Consider the following 21,906-nt stretch of genomic DNA (forward strand, 5'->3'; position numbering starts at 1 on the left):
ACGCGGCCGACCTCGCGGGAGGCGACGTACGTGGCGTCTTGTGCGAGCTGCGGGCCGAGGCCTCGGGCCAGGCAGCCGGCAGAGCCGAGGCGCCCGCGCCGCTACCCGAGCTAGGCCTACGGGCGTCACCGGCGGCTCGCGCCGCAGGGCGTGTGCCGTCGACGGAGTCGATGGCACGGCTCAGGCGGGACCGACCCGCCACTTCTGCCATTCCTCCCCGTTGCATTCCCAGAGCCACACTCGCTGCGGGTTGTTGAACGCCTGGGCGGGATCGCCGTCGAGGCAGCGCCCGTTCCAGGCGCTCTTGATCTCGCCGGTGGAATAGAACTTCCACTGCTGGTTCCAGTGCCCGCCGTCAGACCAGCCCCTCCAGTGGTATCGGGTGATGGCGCTGCCGTTGTTGTCGTTCAATACCGCGTCGAGGGCAAGGCCGTCATACGCGCGGAAGCTGATCCTGTCGTCCAGCATCGGGAATTCCCACTTTTGCCACTCCGCTCCGTTGCAGCTCCACAGATAGACCTGCCCGCCGTCCCACGACTGAGTGGGGTTGGCGTCAAGGCACTCCGAGGACCACCGGTTGATGAGGGTGACACGTTCCGGACGAGGGGGTATCTCACCCTTCGGGCCCTTGGGACCGAACCGGGCCGCGAACTCCGCGAAAGAGATTTCATTCCTCTCCAAAGGCGCGATCGGACGCCCCTGGTCTCCACTTCGCGGATCCGCAGAAGCGCCGCTCACCGAAAGGAATGCCACCGCTGCCGCAGTGAACACGACGAACGCCATGAGTCTCATCACTGGCCGTCCCTCCCAGACATGCGAGTAAAGTCCGACTGTCGCCCAGCAGGCGCGGTACCGAGAAGAGGAAATCGGGTAAATGTCCGAGGGGCATGCACACTCTGGCTGACAGCCGCCGGCGCGACCAAAGGTGGGTCCCCCCTCACGGTGGAGCCTGAGGACCGCCACAGGTGGGAGTCCCGGCCAGCGCACGCCGTCAAGCGCGGCAACACCGAGGCGCTCATCGCGCGACTCGCGGCGACCGTCCGTTCGGGGCCGGTTAGTCTCGGGGCATGCGGATCTCCGTTTCCTCGGACATGGACGAACCCGTGGCTCGCGCGCTCCTCGGGCAACTGCGCGACCGCGGCCACGAGGTGATGACGTACGGGGCGCTGAGCCCCGGCGACGATCCGCAGTGGGCGGCCTGCTCGGAGGCGGCGGCTCGCGAGGTCGCCGCCGGGAACGCCGACCAGGCCGTCGTGTGCTGCTGGACCGGTACGGGCGCGTCGATCGCCGCGAACAAGGTTCCCGGCGTACGCGCGGCCCTGTGCACGGACGCCTACACGGCGGACGGTGCGCGCCGCTGGAACGACGCCAACGTGCTCGCGCTCAGCCTGCGCCTGACCTCGGAACCACTGCTCAAGGAGATCCTCGACGCCTGGTTCGCCGCCGAGGCGAGCGCGGACGCCGAGGACCGGGAGAACGTGGCGCGCGTCGAACGGCTCGACAACACCAGGCCCACAACCTGAATGAAGGCGGTGACTACGCCGGCGGGTGGGGGTGGGGTGGTTCGCTTCCGGCACCGCGCCCGATTCCGCTCACGTCCCCCTGCGATCTCCCTCTCGGTGTGAATGCACCGCGGCGGGGTGGTGTCAGCCGGTTCGCCGGCACGCAGTCGCTCCCTTGCACGGCGGCTGGTCACCCCGTAACGGCGGCCGACCGGCCCAACCCTCCCCCACCAGGTACGACGCGCACGGCGCCGATGACACCCACCCGCAGTCACCAGCCCGCAGATTCACACCGGGCCGGCGGCCTGCGCCGGGTGGGTGGATCTCGCGATGCCAGCGGGTGACGGTTACGGACAAAGATCGGCTGCGTCCGAAATTCGGCTAATAACACCGAGTCCTGTGCACCGAGCGAAGAGGTCGTGCCGACCGTGTTGAAGACTGCAATTCGGATCGCTTCCGCCACCGTCCTGGTCACCGTCTCACTGGGCTTCGGCTCACCCGCCGGCGCCGCGGCGGATCCGTACCCGGGCACCCCGCAGCAGATCCGTGATACCGGCCCCTGCGGCCCGACCGGCGGCTACCGCGTGTCGGAGTGGTTGCGGACCACGACGGACCCCGGGATCCGGGCGGACGTGGACCTCGCCGCGGTGCGCGAGGCCTGGTACTGGCGGCACGACGGGAACACCCTGTGGCGGGGCGACACGCGGGACCCCGCAACGATCTTCCCCAGCGGCTTCACCCCGCGGGGCTCAGACCTCACCCCGCTGGCGCAGTGGATCACCGGAGGCGCCGGGCAGGCGAACGCCGCGCACGTGAGCACCAGTTGTGAGCGGTGGGTGGCGCAGGAATTCGCCACGGGGGGCGGGAACGACGGCTGGGTCTACGCGATCCAGGCTCCAGGCGGGATCGACGTCAACGCCACCGCGCGGCAGACCGGCATCACATCGCAGTACCTGTGGAACAAGGAGATCGACTTCCCCGGCGGCATCGAGGGCAGGTTCATCGAGGGGGCCTGCCAGTACCACCTCGTCGGCCTCGACCCGCAGACGAATGACCGCATCTACCAGAACCTCGGCTGTGTGACGAACAGTGGCTTCCGTCCGGTCCCGTTCAAGCACAAGGGCAAGGAACCGGTCGGCGCGCCGCACTGAGCTGATGCCGGCCGGGAGCGGGTGCCGCTCCCGGCCGGCCGTGTGACGCGCAGCGCCAGGTGGTGACGGGGTGCAAGACCCTCGATCACCTGGCGCTGCGCGTTTTCTTCGGGCAGCGGCCACACTCGGGCCGCGCGGCAGGGGTCAGGCGGCGGCGAGACTGACCTGGTCGTCGAAGATCACCCAGCGCTGGCCGCGGTCGGCGCTGTCGCAGGGCTTGGTCGAGAGGTTCGGAGTGTTCCAGGCGTTGGCGAAGCAGTAGGCCGGAGCGTAGGTGAGGGTGATCTGCTGGCCCGAGACGGTCCAGTACTGGCCCTGGTCCTTGGGGTCGCACGGCTTCACCGATACGTCCTGAGTGTTCCAGGTGTTGGCGAGGCAATAGGCGGGAGCGTTGCGGAGGGAGATCTGCTGGCCCGAAACGGTCCAGTGCTGCCCTCGGTCAGCGGCATCGCACGGCTTCGTGGAAACCTTCGGGGTTTCCCAGGTGTTGGCCAGGCAGTAGAGACCGGGAGCACGCAGGGCCGGAGCCACGGCGTTGGTGGCTTCCGCTCCGGCCGCCGGCAGGAGGGAAGCGGTGAGGGCCAGCGTCGCGATGGCGAGCGTCTTGCGGACGGCGATTGCCATGGGGTGGAATCCGTTCTTGCTGTAGGCGTGGGATTCGCGCATAGACGCGAGATGCATCCCCAACTCGGTTTCGAGCGCTGGGTAATTGGTAGCACCACCCATGAATTGGCCAACGGTTTCTGCATAGTCCGTTCATTCCAAAGAGTCGCTACATGTGATGATCCGATACCGATGGCGGCTCGATATCAGCACTGCCCGTCCACGGGTTCCTCGCCCGGCTCCCCGCCGCCCTGTGTCCCATCGGGACGCTGCTGCTCGTCAATGAACGCGACGGCATCGGCGACGCGGGTACTGTCGCCGCCGCCCTCTGGCTCGGCCAGGCCCCCTCGGCAGCCCGGTCATCGGCCGGCTCGCCGACCAGCGCGGCCACCGCCCCGTCCTGCCGGCCGCCTCCGCCGGCCTCACGGTGCCGCAGGTCGGACCGCCGGCCCGGGCCCGCTGGGCACGGCCGGACGCTCTTCGCCCTGCACCGCACGGCGCCCGGGCCGACGGAAACCGCCACCGCCGCGCACGGCGGCGTACGACTGTGGCCCCCGGGCCTGGCGCTGCTGTTCGCCATGGCCGTCCTGCAGGGCGCCGCCTGGAGCGGCGCCACCGGGGTCAACGCGCTCGCCGAGTCAGCCGGTTCCCCGGGGGCCGCCGGGCTCGTCCGGTAAGCCACGACCGTGGTCGGCAGCGGCCTGATCATCGGCCAGGCGCCGGCCGGGAGCTGGGCCCGGCGGTGGGGCAGGAGGTGAACAACGGCGCTCGTAGGAGGTCGCCGGATAGGCGTGGTCGGGGACGTCGGCAACAGTACGGGCACAGGTCTCCCCGGTGATCATGGAGTTGCGACGCTCTGTGATCACCGGGGAGACCTGTGCCCGCGCTTCCATCATGGCTGACCGAACCGCTCTGGGACCAATGCGCGATCCTGCTGCCTGAGCGCGGATCGCGCTCGACGCCTACGACCGGGTGTGGCGGACGGATACGGCATTCCACTGGGTCGTGTCCTGGCCGGCGCCAACCGCCACGACTCCCCGTTGCTCGCCCCGACCCTGGACCGCCTGAACGACCTGGGACCGTTGCCCGACAACGTCACCGTGCACCTGGAAGCCGGCTACCACCGCCGTTCGGACGCTAGCGTCCGGTGTAGGTGAACTCGTCGGCCGGGCTGGTGGGAGAGGTGGCCTTGCCGACCGTCACGGTGAGGTTCACCGTCTGGTGGTCGTCGAGCTGACCGGGCGCGGTTGCGGTGATCTGTCCGGTGGAGACGAACTTGACCGAATCGGATGCCTTGTCCTTGAAGTGCACGGTGGCGCCATCGGCGAAGCCCGAGCCGCTGATGGTGACCAGGGTGCCGACCTTTCCGCTGGTCGGGCTGACGGCACTGACCACCACAGGTGCGGGTCCGCCATAGGCGAACTGCCCCATCGCGACGGCCGGGGAGGTGCCGAGGGTGTTGGTGACGCGGACGTGGACGACGCCGGTTCCGTCGGGGACCTTGGCGGTGATCCTGCTGTCGGAGTCGATGTTGCGCGTGGGGCAGGCGAAGTCGCCGAAGTCGACCATGCTGTCCTTGCTGAAACCGGTGCCGTTGATGGTCACCGTGGCGCCTGGTGCGCCGAAGGTGGGGGTCACGTCGGTCACCACCGGTGCGGAAGGGACGGCAGGCGCTCCCACCAGGTCCAGGTAGGTGGAGTTGGCGTGCTGGAAGGCGACCTGGCCGAGGAAGTCCTGGGTGGTCTTGTTGACCAGGTTCTTGGCAAGGCTCGTGTAGCTGGTGTTCATCGGGTAGAGCGTGCCGGGCTGGACGTAGACGTTGCCCTTGGTGCGCTTGGAGATCGCCCCGATGAGCAGCTTCACTTCTTCGGTTGCCTGCGGTCCCGGGCTCGGGTACCAGTCGGCAGTGGTGTCGAGATCGGCCCACGCGTGCGGTACCAGGTCGTAGGCGTTGTTGTGGCGCTCGTCGATGACCCACGGCACGGAGTCGAAGTAGTCGACGAAGCTCTGTACGCCGGCGGTCGGAGCGGCATAGGTGATCACCGCGAACTTCGGCTGTTTCGGCCAGGTCTTTGCCTGTAGGTACGGCGCGAGCATGGTGGCGATGCAACCGCCCAGGCTGTGACCGGTCAGATAGACGGTCGGCTGCGGCGAGGGGGGCGCCGAGTTGAGTGCGGCGGTGAGCGCCTGAGTGAGCGTGGCGTTCGGGGAGGGTGAGGCGGCGATCGAGCTGGCGTTGACAACCCGTTTGAACGCATCCATCGCCCCCTTGGAAACGGCGATGGGCGTCGGCGATCCGCTCTCGGGGAACGGGACGACTGTGCCGACATCGAGGTCCTCGAGGATGTCGGTCAGATCGGCGTCCGTTCCGCGAGCGACCACGGCGAACTCGTTCGAGCCGTTGGTGCTCTGTGCGATGTAGGCCATGTTCGCGTTGGCCTCGCTCAGGGCGAGCCACACCAGCCTCCACGCGCCCTGCGTCGCAAGGCTGGGATCGCTCAGTTGCGCGTTGATGCCGGTGATGATTCGTTCGGTCTGCTGTTGCGGGGTTTCCCCGGACGGACGCGGGGTGGCCCCGGTGGCTGCAAAGGCAGCCAGGGTCATGGTCACCTGGGCGGTTGTCGGATCGAATGCCATCGTCGTTCCTGCTCCTCGGATGTTTGCCAGTGCGGAGGCGGGGTGGCCTTTCGGCAGCATCAGGGCAGATCTGTGCCGAACCGGCCGGCAGAGTGGATCGCACACAATCAGACCTCCCCTCTGCGTTGTCCGGTGCTTTTCCTGCGTGCAGGTTGGCAAGGTTCACCTTGTTGGCCGTTCGGCATACGGGTGTGCGGTTCGCCGAGCCAGGTGCGCAGCGCGGTCGACAGACGCTCCCGCCATCCGGCCGCATCCTCGAAGCGCGGGCACAGGTCTCCCCAGTGATCACAGAACGTCGCAACTGCCTGATCACCGAGACCTGTGCCCGTACGTTCACCTCGTCTTCGGAGGCATGGTCCGCCTCAAGGATTCGCCGCACGAGCGCGACCGCTTCCGCCCGACTCAATCGGCCGGCTCAGGGCGAGGTGGCTTCCCAGGCCGCCTCGATCATCCGGAAGACCTCGTCCACCGTGGCCCCGGGATCGTCCGCCCGGCAGGCCAGCGCGTAGGCGTCGATGGCGAACCGCGCGGTCGCCCGGCAGGCCGTCGCGCTCCGGGACAGGCGGGGATCGGCGGCCAGCGCCGCTGCCAGCGCCTGCGCGTGACGCAGGCTCATCGACTCCTCGTATTCCAGAAGGGCGGGCGATCCCTCGATCATGCGCCGGACGGGGGCACTGCCCTCCGCCGTGCAGTGCCGCACCAGGGCCTGGACCTCGCGGTGCAGCGCCGGGATGAGCGGCTGGTGCGGAGGCCGGTCGGTCACCGCCCGGGTGAGGCGCTGCTCGAAGTCCTGGTCGCGCTCGAACACCAGGGCCTCCTTCGAGGCGAAGTGGGCGAAGACGGTGGTGACGGCCACGTCGGCCTCGGCCGCCACGTCACGGATGCCCACGGCGTCGTACCCGCGCTCCAGGAAGAGGCTCAGCGCGGTGTCAGCGATCTTCTGGCGGGTCGCGGCCTTCTTGCGTTCGCGGCGTCCGGACGGCTCGATCATGCGCTGACGCTACCAGGTATGAATCCCTAACCGTTGTGAAACCCTAACCGTTAGGGCTACCGTCGGCCGCATGAGGAAAATCAGCTTCGCCGAGTTCGGCGGTCCCGAGGTCCTGCAACTGGTGGAAGCCGAGGAGCCCCACGCGGCCCCCGGCCGGATACGCATCGCCGTACGGGCGGCGGGTGTCAACCCCGTCGACTGGAGGATCCGGGAGGGCCAGGTCCTGGGAGCCCATCCGATCGAGCTGCCCGCCGGGGTCGGACTGGACGCCGCCGGGGTGGTGGACGAGGTCGGCGAGGGCGTCGAGGGGGTCGAGGTCGGCGACCGCGTGTTCGGCGAAGGCACCGACACGTACGCCGAATTCGCCGTGCTGTCGGCCTGGGCCCGGATGCCCGAGGGACTGTCCTTCGAGGAGGCGGCCGGGTACCCGTCGGTGGTGGAGACCGCGCTGCGCGTCATCCGCGAGGCCGGCGTGCGGCCCGGGCAGACGCTGCTGGTCAGCGGCGCGTCCGGCGGCGTCGGGTCGGCGGTGCTGCAGATCGCCCGCGCGCGCGGCATCACGGTGATCGGCACGGCCGGGGCCGCGAACCAGGACTACCTGCGCGGCCTGGGCGCCCTCGCCACGACCTACGACGAGGGCTGGGCCGAACGGGTGCGGCACCTGGGCCGGGTCGACGCGGCCCTCGACCTGGCCGGCTCGGGCGTGATCCGCGAACTCGTCGAGCTGACCGGGGACCCGCGCAAGGTCGTCTCCATCGCCGACCTCGGCGCGCCGCGGCTGGGCGTCCGGTTCTCCGGCGTGGCCGGAAGCGTGCCGGACGCGCTCGCCGAGGCCGTCGACCTCATCTCCCGGGGCAGGCTCCACATCCCGGTCGAGAAGTCGTACGCGCTCACCGAGGCAGCGGCGGCGCACACCGACAGCCGCGCCGGCCACACCCGGGGGCGCCGGGTCCTGATCGTCTGAGCCGCGCCCCGCCCGGCGTCCCGGGCATCCGGCACGCGATCCCGGAGAAGGCCGACAGCCGGACCGCCCGCCTGCGCAGGGGCTCACGAGGTGGGCGGCCACCGGGCTTCGACCACGAGCGGTACACGAGACGCAACACCGTCGAACGGGCCATCAACAAGCTGAAGAACGCCCGAGCCGTCGCGACTCGCCACGACAAGCGCGGCTGCACATGATCGCCCGGACCACTCCCAGACGGCCTAGCCGTGGGCGGGCGCCGAGGAGTGGGGGTGCTGTTCGTAGAGGCGGTCGGCGAGCAGTGCGTGTGCGAGTGTGCCGCCTGCGCGGACGGAGGCGGTCACGAAGGCGGCTTCGGCGAGTTCCTCGGGGGTTACGCCGTGGCGGCGGGCGGCGGCGGTGTGTACGTCCAGGCAGTAGGAGCACTGGGTGACGAGCGCGACCGCCACGGAGATCAGCTCGCGGTAGCGGCGCGGCACCGCCCCGTCCTCCCGGTCGACGGCCTGCTGGAAGGCGACCCACGCGGCGAACTCCGCCGGGGCGTTGGCGCCGACGGAGCGGGCGCGGTGGAGGTCGTCGGGGTGTGCGTACATGTGCGGGCTCCTGAAGCGTGGGGCGGGGGTGGGGGTGGGTGCGGCGGGCCTGTTGCCCTGCGCCTGGCACCACTTCACCTCGGGTGCCGCGGTGCTGTCCAAGACCGGTTTCCGGGGTGTGGGTTCGTTCTCGGTATCGTGGCTGGTCATGGACTTGCGGGCATTGCACTGTTTCGTCGCCGTGGCCGAAGAGGGCCACTTCGGCCGGGCCGCCGTACGTCTGCGTCTGGCCCAGCCGCCGCTGAGCCGCCGCATACGGGAGCTGGAGGCCGACCTCGGGTGCCGGCTGTTCGAGCGGATCCCCACCGGGGCGCGGCTCACCCCTGCGGGCGAGGTGCTGCTGGCGGAGGCGCGGGATCTGTTGGAGCGTGCCGAACGCGCCCGCGAGCGGGTCCGCGACACGGTGGCCGACCGGGTGCTCGTACTGGGCGTGGTCGCGGGCGCGGGCCTGGAGGTCGGCCCGGCAGCTGTGGCCGCCTTGCGGCGCATGCGCCCGGGGGTGCGGGTGCGGCTGCGTGAGGCGGCGGTCACCGATCCGACGGCCGGCCTGCGCGAGGGCCGGGTGGACCTCGCGCTCACCCGCCTGCCCTTCGACACTTCCGGCCTGACGGTTCGGCCGCTCGGCGAAGAACCGCTGGTCGCGGCCGTCCCCGGGGACGATCCGCTGGCGGGCCGCCCGCGCCTGCACGTCACGGAGCTGGCCGACCGCCCGCGGTTCCGCCTGCCCCCGGGAACCGATGCCCGATGGCGGGCCTACTGGCTCGCCGCCGGGGAGGACGCACCCGGCCCGGTCGTGGCGTCGGTCGAGGAGTGCCTGCACGCCGTCCTGTGGGAGGGCGCGGTCGGCCTCCTCCCGGCCGGAGCCGCGCTGCGGCACGCGCGGCCCGGCATCGCCTTCGTACCCGTCGACGGCCATCCGCCGAGCCGGGTCGTCACCGCCCGGCCGGCAGGTGTCACCGACCCGCTCGTCGATGCGCTCGCGGACGCCCTCGACACCGCGAGGCAGGCACAGGCGCGACAGGCGCGGCGCGACGCGCCCGCCCAGCCCCGATGAGGAGCTGTCGGGCCGATCATGCTGCTCGCACGTAGGCCCTGTCGGCCGAAATGCCCCGGCCGATCTCGCCGGCCGCATCGCTGATCTCGGCCTCGGTCACGTACTCACTGGCCACCGACGCATCCTTCATGGTCGGGAGTTGCACCGAACGATGGACAGTCCCTCATCGGCGGGTGAGGCGGGCGCGCCGGGCGGCGGCGAGGTCGAGCACACCGTCGATGGCGGTCCGGGGCGGGCTGGCGAGGTTGGCGGCGTGGCTGCGCAGCATCGAGACCAGGTGCCGGCCGGCCGACGAGGCTTCGGCCGGGACGCCCCGGTCGAGAGCCGCGGCGAGCATGTCGGCGAGCTCGCGCGTGTGGTGGGCGAGGGCGTCGGCGGCGTACCGGGCGGCGTCGGCGGGGCGGTTGCGGCGTGTGAGCTGCTGGGTGAGCGTGGCGAACGCTTCCCCGGGTAGGGCACCGAGGAGCTGCTCGGCGTCGAGCTCGTCGGCGAGGCGGCGCAGCATGGCGGCGGCGGTGGCGCGCGGGAGGTTCGAGCGGACGTCGGCGGGGCCCTGGTTGGGAAGGGTGACGATCAGGCGGTGCGTGTCGAGGGAAGCGAGGGTGACGACGTCGGGGGTGACGACGTCGGGGGTGCGGGTCACGGGGGCGGGATTCCTTTGTCCGGGTCGAGGTAGTGCGTACGCGCGCGGCTGCGGCGAGGGGTTGGGACGGCATTGTGAGCTGGGGTGTGGGGCCCGTGGGTCGTGTACGGGTGGATGAGACGCGGCGACTGCGGCGCCTCGTGGCGGCGCCAGGCCCATGCGGCGGCCGCGTACACGGCGCCGGCGGCGGCCGCGATCGGGTGGATCAGCTCCTGCTCCTGGGGGGTGAGGAGCCGGTAGCGGGCGGAACGGCGCGGTTGGCGCGTTGTGACACGGGTCAGTGATCGGTGGGGGTGATGACGATGTCCCGTTTGAGGATCTTCCCGGTCGCCCCCTTGGGGAGTGCATCGGTGAGCTTGACGACCCGCGGGTACTTGTACGCGGCCACCTGTGCCTTCACGTAATCGCGGATCTCCTCGGCCGTGGCCTGTCCTTGGGACTTGAGGACCACCATCGCCGCGATCTCCTCCCCCAGCCGCGGGTCCGGTATGCCGACGACGGCGGCTTCGGCGACCGCCGGGTGCTGGTACAGGACCTCCTCGACCTCACGTGGGTAGACGTTGTAGCCGCCGCGGATGATCATGTCTTTCGCCCGGTCGACGATGAAGTAGTAGCCGTCCTCGTCGACGCGGGCGAGGTCGCCGGTGTGGAACCAGCCGTCGCGGATCGCCTCCGCGGTGGCGCGCGGCCTTCGGTGGTAGCCGGCCATGACGTTCTCGCCGCGGATCGCGATCTCGCCGACCCCGCCGGGCCCGGTCGTCGTCCCGTCCTCGTTGACCAGCCGCAGCTCGACGCCGCGAACGGGCAGGCCTACGGAGCCGGGCTTGCGCGGCCGGTCCGGCATGTTGAACGCGGCCACGGGAGACGTCTCGGACAAGCCGTACCCTTCCAGCACGTCAACGCCGAAACGCTGCTCGAAGCCGTGCAGGACCTCGATCGGAAGCGACGCGCCTCCGGAGACCGCGAGGCGCAGGCGCGGGGCGCCGAAGCCGTCGGGAAGCTCGGCGTGCACGAGCGCGGCGTACATCGTCGGAACGCCGAGGAGGACGGTGACGGCATCCCTGTGGATGGCCTCCAGAGCCGCCGCCGGATGGAACCGGGTGAGGAGGCTCAGTGTGGCCCCGGCGGCCACGGCCGTGTTGAGGCCGCAGGTCTGGCCGAAGGCGTGGAACAGGGGCAGGCCGCCGAAGAGCACGTCGTCGGGGCCGACGCGGAAGAGGGTCTCCACGGCGGTGGCGGTATTGGTGAGGAGGTTGCGGTGCGTCAGTTCGGCGCCCTTCGGCGTGCCGGTGGTGCCTGAGGTGTAGAGGATCACCGCGAGATCGGTGTCCTGCGCGTCGAAGACGGCGGCGACCGGCTCGGTGCGGTCGAGCAGGGCGTCGAAGCCGTCCGGTTCGAGGACCAGGCAGTCGGTTCCGGTGGCCGCGGCCGCCTCGGCCGTCTCGGCCGCCGACATCGGGGAGGTCAGCACCGTCCGGGCGCCGGCGTCGCGCAGGATGAAGGCGATCTCCGGGGCCTTGAGCAACGGGTTCATCGGCACGACGACGGCGCCCGCGCGGAGGATGCCGTAGTAGGCGATGGGGAAGTGCGGGACGTTGGGTGTGATGACGGCCACCCGGTCGCCCGGGCGTACGCCGCGCTCCTCCAGCAGCGCGGCGGTCCGTGCGGTCAGGTCGTCGAGTTGGGCATAGGTCAGCGCGGTGGTCTCGTGCCGTATGGCGATCCGGTCACCGTGAGCAGCCGCGGAGGCCGTCAGCAGCGTGGCGATGTTGGTCATGACGGTTCCTCTGGGTTCGGGTGTGCGGGGCGGATCGGGCGGGAGCGCTGGTGCGAGGCGGTCGGGTGGGCGTGGGGGTCACCGGGGTGGGACGGGCGTCAGGATCTGCGCAGCGACGTGATCACGAAGGCGGGGATCACCGCCGCGCCGACGACCAGGTGCATGAGGGCCAGCAGGAACTGGTCGGTTGCGGTGACTCCGGCCCCGTTGTAGGGAAGGCCGCCGACGAGCAGCAGAGTCGCGAGTGTCGACCAGATGAGGGTGGCCCGCCGTGGGACGAATCGTTCCAGCAGCTCCAGAAGTCCCCAGCCGAGCAGCGCGGGTACGACGGAGGCGGCGATCACCACGCCGATCTGTACGGTCTGGGCCGGCCGGCCGAACGCTGCGGGAGCCTTCAGGCCGTACCCGGCGACTCCGGTGAGGACGAGGACGTATACGAGATTCGCGAGGAGGCCGATGCCGATGGCAGCCGGTCGAGCCGCCCTGCCGGGGGTGCCGGTGAGGTGGCGGGCGGACGGTCTCGGTGAGGAGGATGTGGTGGCCACGGTGGATGCCCCGTTGTCAGAGTCGGCGGGTTGGCGGATGACGGGCAGGACGAGGTGGGAGGGGTGGTCGGCGTCGTGGTGGATGAGGTCGCGGCCCGCCTTGTGGCCGTAGTAGTGGTGGAACAGGCCGTCGGCGACCGCCGAGTCGCCGCCTGCGATCTCCAGGCGGATTCGGCTGCCCTTGGGGAAGAGGTAGGAGGTCGGCCAGACCTCGATCTCGTAGCGGACGACGGTTCCCGGCTCGATCGGCTGGGGCGGGTGGGTGCGGTGGGACGCCTTCAGCCAGCCGCGGGTGACCGTGGCGGAGGGCGGCGGTACGTTCTTCGCGATCCTGCGCATGAGGGTCTGCTTGAGCTTGGGCACGGCCTTCTGCTCGGAGAGCTTGACGTGGAAGTCGGTGTCGGTCTGGTCGGACTCCGCGTACAGCACCAGGGTGATCTTCCCGGTGACCTCGGTGTCGTGTTCCAGGGGCGCGGTGGTGAAGGTGAGGACGCCCCGGGTGGGCTGTGGAATGCCGTCGGTGATGACGGTGGTGCCCACCGTCCACTCGGGGTTGGGGTAGTCGTAGACGGTCGCCGTTCCGGCCGGCCCGGTGGGCGGGGTGGTGGCGAGGCTGCCGTCGTTGAGTGAGGGGACGGCGTGTGCGGGTTGGGGGTCCAGGTAGAGCGTGATCGGCACGGCGCGCCGGGGTGGCCATTCGGATTCCTCCCGCGGCCGGCGCCCGGAGTTGGCGACCTGGATACGGACCGCGGGGCCGTCCATGACGCCGTTGTCGACGCCCTTGAGCCAGTGGTCGTACCAGGGGCGGATGTGCGCGTCGAGGAAATCGGGCCGGTAGTAGGACTCGTGGCTGTCGGTGCCGGCGAGTACGACGAGACGCTTGTCGGGGTCCCGCAGCCGCTCGTAGCCGTCGAGCTGACCGCGCAGGTGCAGGCCGACGCTGTACCACCAGGCGATGTTCAGCACCGGGACGTCGATGTCCTCCACCTTCACCGCCCGCTGCTCCCACCAGTCGTCGAAGACGGGCCGGTCCAGGGTCATGCCGATGAGGTCGGCGGTGACGCCGCCGGGCCGGGGCGGAGTGCCGCCGCCGATCGTGGCACTGGCGCGGAGGTGGTCGGTCGACCAGAAGTTGAGGAACCCCATGGAGTAGACCCCGCCGTGGTAGACCGCGTCGTGGTAGAGGTCCGTGAACCCGCTGTAGATCAGCGCGCAGGTCAGGTGGGGCGGGCGCTGCGCGGCGGCCAGCCACTGGTTCACGCTGTAGGCGCTCTCCCCGATCATCGACACTTTGCCGGTCGACCAGGGGCGGGAGGCGATCCACTCGATGGTGTCGTAGAAGTCGCGCTGCTCGGCTGGGCCGAACAGCTCGAACTGCCCCTCGGACCTGCCGGTGCCGCGCTGGTCGCCGACCACGACGGCATAGCCGTGGCCGGTCCAGTAGTCGAGGGGGCCGGTCTCGATGAACCGGAACATCGACACGGCCGGCAGGTGCAGCAGGTCCTTCTGGTAGGGCGCCACCGCGTACAGCGCTGGGAACGGCCCGTCCCCTTCCGGTAGGTACACATCAGCGCAGATCCGGACACCGTCGGACACGGTGATCCACTCGTCTTTGATCGTTCGCATGATCAACTCCTAATTTCCTCACGCGTGGAAACTAATTTCAACGTATGCTGAAACTCTCGCTGAGGGGAAGCCCCCCTCCCAACCGTTACGGAAGGTGATGCGGTGTGACCGGTCGAGGCCCTCGGGGTGAACGCGGAGAGCAGGCGGACAAGATCGTCGCCGCCGCCCGCAGATCCTTCGCCACGCGCGGCTACGCCGCGACCTCACTCCGGTCGGTCGCCCAGGAGGCCGGCGTCGACCCCGGCCTGGTGAACTACTACTTCCGCACCAAGACCGGGCTGCTGGAAGAGGTGATGCAACCCCCCGAGGCGTTCGGCGCAGCCGTGGCCGCCGCCGCCGAACAGCCCCTGGAGCGGCGGGGGCACGCCTTCGTGCAGGCCACCCTGAGCCTGTGGGAGGATCCCGTCCCCGCCGAGATCCTGCGCTCCATCATCCTCACCGCCGCCCAGGAACCCGCCGCCCTGCAACGCCTGCGGCAGCTGTTCTCCGAACTCGTCCTGGCCGTCGTCTCCCACAGCCTGCCCGACACCGAACGCAACCTGCGGGCCAGCCTCATCGCCACCCAGATCGTCGGCATGGTCATGAACCGCTACATCTGGCAGGTCGGCGTCATCGCCACCCTCCCCGCCGATGCCGTCACCGACCTCCTCGCCCCCACCATCCAGCACTACCTCACCGGCCCCCTGCCCCCGGCCCTCAGCGACGGCCGGAGCCCGGGCTGACCCCACCGGTGAGCTCCTGGTGGTCCGGTTGTTGCGTCGCGGTCGGGGTCCCCCCGTTCACAGCCGGTCAGCGGCCGCTCCCGGCCTCACAGAGGGAGCAGGTCCGCGAGCGCGGGCACCGTCCTCCTCGGCGCGCTCCTGGCCGGTGCCGCCCGTCCGCGTAGAACGCGCGGTGTGTCCCTCGCCTGCGGCAGGCTCCGGCACGGTTGAATCGAGGCATGACCAAGCGCGACGAATCCGCTCTTTTCGGTAACCGGTTCTTGACGGTGGCCGCTCCCTCGGAGACCTTCCCCGAGGAAGGCATGCCCGCGCAGGACGCGATGAGGCTCGTGGATGTGGATCTCGCCATGGAGGGCGACCCGCAGCGCAACCTCGCCACGTTCGTCACCACGTGGATGGAGCCGGAGGCCCAACGGCTGATCGCCGAGAACCTGCACCGCAACTTCATCGACCATGCGGAGTACCCCATTTCCGCCGAGATCGAGCAGCGTTGCGTGCGCATGCTCGCCGACCTCTTCCATGCGCCGGGCAGGACGACTGGATGCCGGACGCAGGGCTCATCCGAGGCGATCATGCTCGGCGCGCTGTCGTTGAAGTGGAAGTGGCGCGAGCGCCGCCAGGCAGCCGGCCTGTCGACCGACCGGCCCAACCTGATCTTCGGCGGTGACGTCCACGTCGTGTGGGAGAAGTTCTGCCGCTACTTCGACGTCGAGCCGCGGATCGTGCCGCTCGCCGAGAACAAGTACACGATCGGCCCGGAGGACGTGGAGCCCCACCTCGACGAGAACACGATCGGCGTCGTCGCCGTCCTCGGCACCACGTTCACCGGCCACAAGGACGATGTCGTCGGGATCGACGAGCTCCTGCGGGACGTTCGCAAGAAGCGGGACCTCGACATTCCGATCCATGTCGACGGCGCCAGCGGCGCATTCGTGTGGCCCTTCCTCTACCCGGACTCGAAATGGGACTTCCGGCTGGAGCAGGTCCGTTCCATCAACGTCTCCGGGCACAAGTACGGACTGGTCTACCCCGGCATCGGATGGCTGGTCTTCCGCGAGGAGGCCGACCTGGCCAAGGACCTCGTCTTCTACGAGAACTACCTGGGCAAGACCGACGCGACGTTCACCCTGAACTTCTCCACTGGTGCGTCGATGGTGCTCGCGCAGTACTACAACTTCGTGCGGCTCGGTCGCCAGGGCTACACCTACGTCATGAAGATGATGCAGGAGAACGCCCGCGCACTCGCGGACAACCTGCGGAGCAGCGGCCGCTTCGAAGTGATCGGGAGCGACCTCGAACAGCTGCCGCTGGTCGCCTTCCGTCTCGCGGGCAAGCACGCCTACGACGAGTCCGACATCGCCTGGCAGCTCTCGGCCGAGCGGGGCTGGATGGTGCCGGCATACACCCTCCCGCCCAACGCGGAGCGGGTGAAGATCCTGCGCGCCCTGGTCAAGGAGACACTGAGCCGCGAGCAGATCGATCGCCTGACCCAGGACATCGCCGACGCGTGCAGCACGTTGGACGACAAGGGGGCGGCCCACGGGATCGAGCGGGCCCAGGTCAAGCGCGGCACCGGGTACTGACGCGTCTTGACGGGCGGTCACCGGCTCGGGGTGGACCAGCGCGAGCGCAGCGGCCTGCTCGGTCTGTGACGCCGGCCGTGGCGCTGCCGTCCGGCGACGAGGGATGCCTGCGGTGAGGAGTACGGATGAACGGCTGGGCCGTCGTGGTCGCCGGAGGTGTGGTCGTCGGCTACGGGGCGCTGTCGCGGCGTTTGTCGACCACGGTGGTCTCGGGGCCGTTGGTGTTCATGCTGTGCGGGCTGGCGATCGGCCCGCTGGGCCTGGACCTGTTGGACCCGGCACGGGACCTTGAGGTCACGCGGGCGCTGCTGGAGGGCGCGCTGGTGCTCCTGCTGTTCGCGGACGCGGCCGGGATCAGGGCCGGGGACTTGCGCCGGGAGGAGTTCCTGCCGCTGCGGCTGCTCGCAGTGGGTCTGCCCGCCACGATGGCTCTGGGCTGGCTGGCGGCCTGGCCCCTGCTGCCCGGCCTGACGGTGTGGGAGCTGGCTCTGGTCGCCGTCGTCCTGGCGCCGACGGACGCCGCGCTGGGCCAGCAGGCCGTCTCCAACGAACGGGTGCCGGCGCTGGTCCGAGGCGGCCTGTCCGTGGAATCCGGGCTGAACGACGGTCTGGCGCTGCCGTTCTTCGTGCTGGCCCTGGCGGCGGCGGGTGAGGGCCACGGCCATCCAGGGATCGCGGAGACGTTCCTGCGTGCGCTGCTGCTCAGCGGTGCGATCGGAATCACGGCCGGCTGGGCCGGGGCGAGCCTGCTGCGCTGGTCGCTCTCCCGGGGGTGGACCAGCTCCGACTGGCAGCAGTTCCTGGCACTCGCCGTGCCGGTCCTGGCGTACGCGCTGTGCGTCGCGGCCGAGGGCAGCGGCTTCATCGGCGCCTGGGTCGCGGGCCTGGCCTTCGGCATCCACCTGCGGCGGACACCCGCCGACCGAGAAACCCGTCCCGAAGGCGTGGAGCCCGAGGAGAGCGCGAGGTTCACCGAACGCCTCGGCCTGCTGCTCGCCTCGCTGTCCTTCCTCGTCTTCGGCGCGGTCATCCTGGGACCGGTACTCCAACACCTGACGTGGAGACCCGTCGTCTACGGGCTGATCAGCCTGACCGTCGTCCGTATGCTGCCGGTCGCTGTCGCACTGGCCGGCAGCGGTCTGCGCCCCGCTTCCGTGGCCTACATCGGCTGGTTCGGTCCACGCGGACTCGCTTCCCTGGTATTCGGCCTGATCGCCTTCGAAGAACACCTGCCCGGAGGGTCCTTGACGAGCGAAGTCATCGCCGTGACGGTCGGCCTGAGCATCCTCCTCCACGGAGCCACCGCCCCCTACCTGGGAAACCGCTACGGCGCGTGGTTCACCCGCAGACTCCGCGTCGACCCGAACCTGCGGGAGAACGCACTCGCCCACGACGACATCCCACGCTGAAGGGTTCGCACCTCCCCGGATCCCAGGAGGGCTCCACCGAGCTCAGCACCATCGGTGACAGCGACTGCCGACCTGATCGGTGCCCCCACGGCTCGCGTCATCGCATGGTGGGCACCGAGGCCGCCGGCATCCGCCGCGCCCTGCGCCCTGCGGCTACTCCAGCAGCCGCCGGCCGATCAGCTCCATCACTTCCGCGCGGCTGCGCTTGCCGCTGTCGGCGGCGTTGAAGTGGTTGCCGATGCGCACCGAGACGGCGAGCAGGCAGCGGACCTCGACCTCGTCCTCGTCGGGGCAGAAGGCGGAGAACAGGGAACGCAGGTAGTCCATGCGGCGGTTGTCGACGCGGCGCAGCCGCTCGGCGACGGCCGCGTCGCGGCGGGCCCAGTCGCGGACCGCGATGTCGGCGGTGGTGCCCCGCACCGGGCCGTCGGTGCCGGCGGCGACGATGTCGAACAGCCGCTTCAGCCTGGCCCTCGCCTCTCCCCCGCCGCTTTCGACCTGTTCGATGACACCTTCCGCGACCTCGTACTCCCAGGTGTCGAGCATCTCGGTGAGCAGTGCGTCCCGGTTGCGGAAGTAGCCGTAGAAGCCGCCCTTGCTGACACCGAGCGCCTGTGCCAGCGCCTCGATCCGCACGGCTTCGGGACCGCCGGCGACGAGGGCCCGCAGTCCTTCCTCGATCCACTTTCCCCGGGGTGTGCGGGTCGCGCCCATCTTGTGTGCCTCCTCACGTCCTGCCGAGTATACGGGGGCGTATAGATATGCCTACACTCGATCTATACGCCACCGTATAGACAGGGGTCCGGCCATGCGACTTCCCCGAACCGACCACACCGACCGCCCGTGGCGGATCCACGAGATCGCCGACGACTTCACCGTTGAGGACGTGTGGGCGCTGCCCACCCCCGGCGGACCCGATGACCTCGCGCTGCTGGTGGACCAGTTCGCCGAGGGCATCAAGGGCGGGGTGAACGGAGACGGTTTCGTCTCCCGCGCGCTCTTCGCCGTCCGCCGGAAGCTCGGGGCCCTGCTCGGCTGGGACAAGCCGGATCCCGACACCGGCGTCCGGCGGCCTTGCCTGCGCGACCGCTTGCCGGCGGACCTTCGCGACGGCCCACGGGGCCCCGACCTCGGCTCGTCCCCGTTCACCTCGCTCTACCAACGGCACGACGAATGGGCCGCCGAAATGGCCAACAAGACCGTGCGGGCCGTGATGCACATCGGCTGGGTACCGGACGGCTCCGGCGGCTACCGCGGCCAGATGGCCGTCCTGGTGAAACCGAACGGACTGCTCGGCTCCCTCTACATGGCCGCCATCAAGCCCTTCCGGTACCTCGGGGTGTACCCGGCGCTGATCCGCTCGATCGGCCGCGAGTGGGAGGCGAACGCCGCCCAGCGGAAGGCGCTCTGACCGGGGGGCCGGGTCCCGTCGCCGCCACCCCCACAGCCAGTGTCAGCGGACGGCTACGCCGGCGCCGTGCCGGGCAGTGCCTGGTTGCACGGGTTCGGTCAAATCCGGGAGACCCTCAGCGAGACCGATACGTCGAGCCGGTCGCCGCGCGGAGTGCCCGTGCCCCGCGCGCCGCCCCGCGACCGGCGGCACCGGCGAAGCAGCCCCCGTCCGCCGTCAGGCGACCAGCTCGTAGATGCCCCGCCCCATCAACCACAGGCCGACGAGCAGGGAGAGGGTGATGATCAGCTGCTCCTGATGCTGCCCGAGCCAGGTCCGCAGGGCGTTCAGTTTGGCGCCCGCGGCCGCCGGTGCCCAGACGCCGTACATCTCCATGACGATGAGGCCGAGCGTGGCCAGTAGGCAGTAGCCGGCCAGCGCGAGCCAGTCGGCGAGGGAGGAGAGGTCCGCGGCGACGACCGTCGCGGCGCCGGCACCGACCAACGCCCAGGGCTGCAGCAGCCAGGCGAGCCCGGCGGCCGTGGCCAGGGAGGCGTCGTCCACGCGGGCGGTCCAGCGCGGGGGGCCGTGCGGGCGTGGCGGCCGCCGGCGCCGGCGCGCGCCGTAGAGCACCATCCCCGCGCCAAGGGCGAGTTTCACACACGCCACGCCGGTCGACGGCGCGCTGTGGCGGGCCGGGGGCTCGCCGCCGGTCAGCAGGAGTACGCAAGCGATCACCGTGACCAGGTTGGCAAGCCACGACAAGAGGAAGGCCAGTCCCTTGCGTACGCCGCGCCGCGAGGAGAGCAGCAGGATGAAGGCACTGTTGTGCAGGGGCCCCAGGGTGATGGCCGTACCGATCACGACCAGGTCGAGGACCATCAGCGCAGTCACTCCTGGAGGTCGAGGCCGCCTGCCGTCTTGGGGGTGAACAGGTGCGGCGGCGCTGTTCACTGCGCCGCGTCCCGACTCTGCGGGCGGCGGCCCGACCGGTCAAGGAAGCCACGCGCACCTACCCGAACGCAGCACGCCGTCGTGGAGCATCCACCGACCGGGCCCAGCGGCTGACGTATCAGCGGGTGTTCGGGCTGCGCGCCGGCCGGCGCGCGGCTGGCGCGGGGTTCGGCCGGACCCCCCGGGGGCGGGGGTGGCGACGGTGGGCCGTGCGGCGCTCCGTCACCGGACCCGGTGTGGCGGTGGTGCGGGTCAGCGGGCTATGGAGAGCGCGAAGGGCACGAATCCGCTGGAGCGGATCACATGCGGCACGAACAGGATCGCGGCCTCCGTGGCGCGAGCGGTCTGGATTCCGCCGAGGTCGGTGATCCACTCCTTCCGCCAGCCGAGGTCGGTGAGCAGTTCATGGACGGTCTGCTTGGCCAGCGGATCCTCGCCGGAGAGGAACGCGGTCGGCGGCTGGGTGAGCGTGGCCGGCGCGGTCATCACGGGGAAGAGCATCGTGTTGAGCGTCTTGACGACGCGGGTTTCGGGGAGCGCTTCCTGGAGCTGTTCGGCGAGGCTGGAGCCGGGGTAGAGCAGGTCGGCGGGCAGTCCGTCCGGGGCGTCGGTGGTGGCGTTGGAGACGTCGACGAGGATCTTGCCCCGCAGTTCCGCGCGCAGGGCGGCGAGACGTTCCAGTGAGCCGGCGCCCGGTGTGGCGTTGATGACGATCCGGGCAGTGCGGGCGGCGTCGGCGGCGGCGCCCGGCGTGCGGTCCGCCACGGTGACCTGATGCCCTGCTCGGGTGAGGGCGGCGGCCAGGTTGCCGCCGACGCGGCCGTTCCCGAGTACTGCGATCTTGTTCATGGCGACTCGTTCCTCTGGTGTCTTTCTGCTTCTCGTAAGGGGTCAGCGGGAGAGCGTCGATGCGGCTTCGGCATGGACGCCAGGCGCGGCGGCCAGGAAGCTGTCGCTCTGCGGGGTCCAGGGGCGGCCCTCGGCGTCGGAGATCCGTCCCCCGGCCTCCAGGACGAGCAGTGCCCCGGGGAGCAGGTCCGCGCGGGCCCCGGCGAACTGCCAGAAGACGTCTGTCCTGCCGGCGGCCACGTTCACCAGGTGCAAGGTCGCGGGCACGGCGGTGCGGACGACGAGCGCGTCGAAGAGCATCGCGGTGATCGAGGAGCCGACGCGCCGCACGACCTCCTCGTCCTCGTCCGGCCGGGCCTGGCTGGTGGCGACGATGCTCAGGTCGAGGTTCGCGGTCTGGGAGACGCGCAGGGGCCGGCCGTCGAGGTGGGCGCCCGCTCCGCTGAGCGCGGTGTAGGTCTCGCCGGTCAACGGCAGGTGGACCACGGTGAGTACCGGCTGGTTCTCGCGCACGAGGGTGGCGGTGACCGCCCATTCCGGCAGGGCGTGAAGGTGGTTGACGTTGCCTTCGGCCGGGTCCACGACCCACCATTCGCCCGGCGGCAGCGCCCCGCCGTCGAGTTCGTCCTCCACCCAGCCGGCGTCCGGGCGCAGCCGCGTGAGGCGGGGGCGCAGGATGTCGAGGGCCGTGTCGTCGTTGGCGGCGAGCGCGCGCATCAGCTCTTCGCGGGTCTGGTACCGGACCACCTCGCCGAAGCGCTCGCGCAGCGCGGAACCGGCCGTACGCACGGCGGTCACGGTCTGGGCGAGCAGGTCGGCGTCGGAGGCGGTGGCGGTAGCGGTGGTGGTGGTCTGAAGCGTTTCGGACATGGTGGTGCTCCTGTCTGAGGAGGGGCTGGTGAATTCGGACCGGGCC

At 70.5% G+C, this 21,906-nt stretch carries 20 protein-coding genes and 2 pseudogenes; 10 read left to right on the forward strand and 12 right to left on the reverse strand.

Annotated features, from left to right (window positions below; translation table 11 throughout):
- Nucleotides 1–180 precede the first annotated feature (180 nt).
- Nucleotides 181–783, reverse strand: coding sequence for an RICIN domain-containing protein (locus EES41_RS01520; RefSeq protein WP_164495693.1), 603 nt, complete (start codon nt 781–783; stop codon nt 181–183).
- A 284-nt stretch (nt 784–1,067) separates the two neighbouring features.
- Between EES41_RS01520 and EES41_RS01525 the strand changes: the two genes are divergently transcribed.
- Nucleotides 1,068–1,523 carry an RpiB/LacA/LacB family sugar-phosphate isomerase gene (locus tag EES41_RS01525; protein WP_123074935.1) on the forward strand — a complete coding sequence of 152 codons (456 nt, stop codon included), beginning with the start codon at nt 1,068–1,070 and terminating at the stop codon, nt 1,521–1,523.
- Nucleotides 1,524–1,930: 407 nt separating this feature from the next.
- Nucleotides 1,931–2,653, forward strand: coding sequence for a hypothetical protein (locus EES41_RS01530; RefSeq protein WP_254211256.1), 723 nt, complete (start codon nt 1,931–1,933; stop codon nt 2,651–2,653).
- Between the two features lie 144 nt (nt 2,654–2,797).
- Here EES41_RS01530 and EES41_RS01535 read toward each other — a convergent pair whose 3' ends face one another.
- The gene (locus EES41_RS01535) at nt 2,798–3,277 is read right to left on the reverse strand and encodes a ricin-type beta-trefoil lectin domain protein (RefSeq protein ID WP_164495694.1); all 480 of its coding nucleotides are present in this window, start codon (nt 3,275–3,277) and stop codon (nt 2,798–2,800) included.
- A 953-nt stretch (nt 3,278–4,230) separates the two neighbouring features.
- Here EES41_RS01535 and EES41_RS01540 point away from each other — a divergent pair.
- Nucleotides 4,231–4,377 (forward strand): annotated as a pseudogene (locus EES41_RS01540) (IS5/IS1182 family transposase); the annotation flags it as partial.
- 16 nt (nt 4,378–4,393) lie between these two features.
- On the opposite strand, the gene EES41_RS01545 reads toward EES41_RS01540, so the two are convergent.
- Complete coding sequence (locus EES41_RS01545) at nt 4,394–5,893, reverse strand: IPT/TIG domain-containing protein (RefSeq protein ID WP_123074942.1); 1,500 nt, start codon at nt 5,891–5,893, stop codon at nt 4,394–4,396.
- 415 nt (nt 5,894–6,308) lie between these two features.
- Nucleotides 6,309–6,884, reverse strand: a complete 576-nt coding sequence (locus tag EES41_RS01550) for a TetR/AcrR family transcriptional regulator (RefSeq protein ID WP_123074944.1) — start codon at nt 6,882–6,884, stop codon at nt 6,309–6,311.
- Nucleotides 6,885–6,954: 70 nt separating this feature from the next.
- Between EES41_RS01550 and EES41_RS01555 the strand changes: the two genes are divergently transcribed.
- Nucleotides 6,955–7,848 carry an NADP-dependent oxidoreductase gene (locus EES41_RS01555; RefSeq protein WP_123074946.1) on the forward strand — a complete coding sequence of 298 codons (894 nt, stop codon included), beginning with the start codon at nt 6,955–6,957 and terminating at the stop codon, nt 7,846–7,848.
- A gap of 26 nt (nt 7,849–7,874) precedes the next feature.
- A pseudogene (locus EES41_RS42650) lies at nt 7,875–8,063 on the forward strand (IS5/IS1182 family transposase); the annotation flags it as partial.
- A 24-nt stretch (nt 8,064–8,087) separates the two neighbouring features.
- On the opposite strand, the gene EES41_RS01560 reads toward EES41_RS42650, so the two are convergent.
- On the reverse strand, nt 8,088–8,438 hold the full coding sequence (locus EES41_RS01560; protein WP_123074948.1) for a carboxymuconolactone decarboxylase family protein: 351 nt from the start codon (nt 8,436–8,438) through the stop codon (nt 8,088–8,090).
- Nucleotides 8,439–8,586: 148 nt separating this feature from the next.
- Here EES41_RS01560 and EES41_RS01565 point away from each other — a divergent pair, with 148 nt between their 5' ends.
- The gene (locus tag EES41_RS01565; RefSeq protein ID WP_123082184.1) at nt 8,587–9,492 is read left to right on the forward strand and encodes a LysR family transcriptional regulator; all 906 of its coding nucleotides are present in this window, start codon (nt 8,587–8,589) and stop codon (nt 9,490–9,492) included.
- Between the two features lie 163 nt (nt 9,493–9,655).
- On the opposite strand, the gene EES41_RS01570 is transcribed toward EES41_RS01565, so the two are convergent.
- From EES41_RS01570 to EES41_RS01580, 3 genes are all read right to left on the reverse strand, one after another.
- Nucleotides 9,656–10,135, reverse strand: coding sequence for a hypothetical protein (locus EES41_RS01570; protein WP_123074950.1), 480 nt, complete (start codon nt 10,133–10,135; stop codon nt 9,656–9,658).
- A gap of 277 nt (nt 10,136–10,412) precedes the next feature.
- Nucleotides 10,413–11,912, reverse strand: coding sequence for a long-chain fatty acid--CoA ligase (locus tag EES41_RS01575; RefSeq protein WP_123074952.1), 1,500 nt, complete (start codon nt 11,910–11,912; stop codon nt 10,413–10,415).
- Between the two features lie 98 nt (nt 11,913–12,010).
- Nucleotides 12,011–14,083 (reverse strand): CocE/NonD family hydrolase, encoded by a 2,073-nt coding sequence (locus EES41_RS01580; protein WP_164495695.1) that lies wholly within the window; start codon nt 14,081–14,083, stop codon nt 12,011–12,013.
- Between the two features lie 104 nt (nt 14,084–14,187).
- Here EES41_RS01580 and EES41_RS01585 point away from each other — a divergent pair, with 104 nt between their 5' ends.
- The 3 genes from EES41_RS01585 (at nt 14,188) to EES41_RS01595 (ending at nt 17,797) form a co-directional block, all read left to right on the forward strand.
- Complete coding sequence (locus EES41_RS01585; protein WP_123074956.1) at nt 14,188–14,805, forward strand: TetR family transcriptional regulator; 618 nt, start codon at nt 14,188–14,190, stop codon at nt 14,803–14,805.
- A gap of 218 nt (nt 14,806–15,023) precedes the next feature.
- Complete coding sequence (locus tag EES41_RS01590) at nt 15,024–16,388, forward strand: glutamate decarboxylase (protein WP_123074958.1); 1,365 nt, start codon at nt 15,024–15,026, stop codon at nt 16,386–16,388.
- 125 nt (nt 16,389–16,513) lie between these two features.
- The gene (locus tag EES41_RS01595) at nt 16,514–17,797 is read left to right on the forward strand and encodes a sodium:proton antiporter (protein ID WP_123074960.1); all 1,284 of its coding nucleotides are present in this window, start codon (nt 16,514–16,516) and stop codon (nt 17,795–17,797) included.
- Between the two features lie 153 nt (nt 17,798–17,950).
- Here the strand turns inward: EES41_RS01595 and EES41_RS01600 are convergent, their stop codons facing one another.
- Nucleotides 17,951–18,511 (reverse strand): TetR/AcrR family transcriptional regulator, encoded by a 561-nt coding sequence (locus EES41_RS01600; protein WP_123074962.1) that lies wholly within the window; start codon nt 18,509–18,511, stop codon nt 17,951–17,953.
- 94 nt (nt 18,512–18,605) lie between these two features.
- On the opposite strand from EES41_RS01600, the gene EES41_RS01605 reads away from it, so the two are divergent.
- Complete coding sequence (locus EES41_RS01605) at nt 18,606–19,208, forward strand: DUF2867 domain-containing protein (RefSeq protein WP_123074964.1); 603 nt, start codon at nt 18,606–18,608, stop codon at nt 19,206–19,208.
- A gap of 216 nt (nt 19,209–19,424) precedes the next feature.
- On the opposite strand, the gene EES41_RS01610 is transcribed toward EES41_RS01605, so the two are convergent.
- From EES41_RS01610 to EES41_RS01620, 3 genes are all read right to left on the reverse strand, one after another.
- On the reverse strand, nt 19,425–20,069 hold the full coding sequence (locus tag EES41_RS01610) for a GAP family protein (RefSeq protein WP_123074966.1): 645 nt from the start codon (nt 20,067–20,069) through the stop codon (nt 19,425–19,427).
- A 324-nt stretch (nt 20,070–20,393) separates the two neighbouring features.
- Complete coding sequence (locus tag EES41_RS01615; RefSeq protein WP_123074968.1) at nt 20,394–20,990, reverse strand: NADPH-dependent F420 reductase; 597 nt, start codon at nt 20,988–20,990, stop codon at nt 20,394–20,396.
- A 42-nt stretch (nt 20,991–21,032) separates the two neighbouring features.
- Complete coding sequence (locus tag EES41_RS01620; RefSeq protein ID WP_123074970.1) at nt 21,033–21,860, reverse strand: 3'(2'),5'-bisphosphate nucleotidase CysQ; 828 nt, start codon at nt 21,858–21,860, stop codon at nt 21,033–21,035.
- Between the last annotated feature and the right edge of the window lie 46 nt (nt 21,861–21,906).

This window comes from Streptomyces sp. ADI95-16, from assembly GCF_003721495.1.
Taxonomy (GTDB): domain Bacteria; phylum Actinomycetota; class Actinomycetes; order Streptomycetales; family Streptomycetaceae; genus Streptomyces; species Streptomyces goshikiensis.